The following is a 2,315-nucleotide window of genomic DNA, read 5'->3' on the forward strand; positions in this document are numbered from 1 at the left end:
AGGTTAAACGCGAAGTTTTGCCCTACCGGCGCATCGTTGGTGTTGGTGACCTCTAATGTAAATGGCGTTAAACTGGCGCTATCTGTGCCATCGTTAACACTGATAGTAATAGCCGCGTAGCTGCCTACATCCTCGTTCTGTGGCGTGCCCGCTAATTCGCCCGTGCTGGTGTCAAAGCTCGCCCAGCTTGGCTTATTAATGATGCTAAAGGTATGGGTATCTTGCGTATCGCTGTCTGTAAGGGTGGGTATAAAACTATACGCTGCATCTTCAGCTGTAGTTGTACTTGGTGAACCACTTAACACCGGTACGACGTTGTATTTTTTAGTTACTGTGGCAGTTACTGCTGCGCTGGCATTGCCTGCGGTGTCTGTAACTATTGCTGAGAACGTTAACACTCCCTCAGCCAATGTTGTAACATCAATACCTGTAATTTGCTGCGTAACAGCACTAATTGTTGCGTTACCAGTAACAGCATTACTGCCATCACTAACCTGATAACTAAGCGAACCACTGCCTTCAAGTCCAGTAAAACTAACACTCATTGCGGATTCGTTATCTGCGTTAATTAAGCTTTGATCAACGCTAACTGCATGCCCAGTTGGGCTGGTATTATCTAAAGTAATAGAGCTGGTCGCCGCTGGTGAAGTATTCCCTGCACTGTCAGTTTGCGTTACCGATACTGTTAAAGTGCCGTTATTAAGTGCACTTATATCTAATTCATTGCCGTTAAGCGTCCAATTACCACCACTACCAGCTGTCACAGTGGCATTTACACCGCCAATATCAACATTAACTGCAGCGCCTGATTCTGCCCCAGAGCCGGTGATCAATACACTATCATCTTCACTAGCGTTAACGATGCCATCGACTTCGATTGGCGTATTAATAGTAACAACTGACGGTGCACTGTTATCCAAGGTTATCGTCGTCGTTGCCGCTGGTGAAATATTACCTGCGCTGTCAGTTTGCGTTGCTGATACCGTTAATGTGCCATTATTTAATGCACTGATATCTAACTCATTACCACTGAGAGTCCAATTACCGTTGCTATCAGCAGTCACGGTGGCATTTACACCGCCAACATCAACCTTAACTGCAGCGCCTGATTCAGCCCCAGATCCTACAATTAATAACGCATTATCTTCAGCAGCATTAACAATGCCATCAACAGCAATCGGCGTTGTAATAGCCAATGCATTTGGCGCAACATTATCTAAGGTTATAGTGGTTGTCGTTGCAGATGAAATATTTCCTGCGCTATCGGTTTGCGTTGCAGATACTGTTAATGTGCCATTATTTAGAGCGCTAATGTCTAATTCACTGCCGTTAAGTGTCCAGTTACCGCTGCTATCAGCTACCACAGTGGCATTTACGCCGCTAATACCCACTGTCACTGTTGCGCCAGCTTCTGCTCCTGACCCTGTGATCAACACAGCATTGTCTTCAGCCGCATTTACAATACCATCTACTGCAATCGGCGTTGTAATAGCCACCGCATTTGGTGCGATGTTATCTAATGTAATTGAAGTTGATGCAGCCGTTGAGATATTGCCCGCATCGTCGGTTTGTGTTGCCGAAACTGTCAATATGCCATTATTTAGAGCGCTGATATCCAGCTCATTACCTAATAATGTCCAATTACCACTTGAGTCTGCGGTAGTCGTTTTAGTAACCCCAGCGATACTCACAGTGACTGTTGCACCTGACTCTGCTCCCCCGCCTTGGACTAATACATCATTATCCTCCGCAGCGTTAACTTTACCATCCCCCTCAATAGGCGTAATAAAGGTTGGTGCGTTTGGTGCTTGGTTATCCAACGTTATTGTTGTAGTTGCAGCTATTGAGATATTACCTGCGCTATCGGCCTGAGTTGCCGAGACAGTCAGCGTACCATTATTCAGCGCACTGATATCCAGCTCGTTGCCCGACAATGTCCAATTACCACTTGAATCTGCTGTGGTAGTTTTAGATATACCATCAACATTTACTGTAACTGTTGCACCTGACTCTGCGCCAGATCCTTGCACTAGCACATCGTTATCTTCTACAGCATTAACTTTGCCGTCGCCTTCAATTGGCGTAGTAATCGTCAATGCATTTGGCGCTTGATTATCCAACGTAATTACTGCGGTTGCCGTAGTCGAGGTGTTACCCGCCGCATCACTTTGTGTGGCGCTGACGGTGACGGTGCCATTATTAAAGCTGCTGACATCAAACTCACTACCACTGATAGTCCATGCCCCAGAGCCATCAGCCGTTACGGTACGTGATAAGTTATTCGCGCCATCGCTGATAGTCACACTGACACTGGC

General features: G+C 46.2%; 1 protein-coding gene. It reads right to left on the reverse strand.

Annotation, left to right across the window (positions count from 1 at the left end):
• Positions 1 to 2,315, reverse strand: a 2,315-nt coding sequence (locus H5154_RS21175; protein WP_220493435.1) for an Ig-like domain-containing protein, incomplete at both ends; no start/stop codon positions are given.

Origin of the sequence: Pseudoalteromonas sp. SR44-5 (assembly GCF_014163675.1) — a bacterium.
Taxonomy (GTDB): domain Bacteria; phylum Pseudomonadota; class Gammaproteobacteria; order Enterobacterales; family Alteromonadaceae; genus Pseudoalteromonas; species Pseudoalteromonas rhizosphaerae.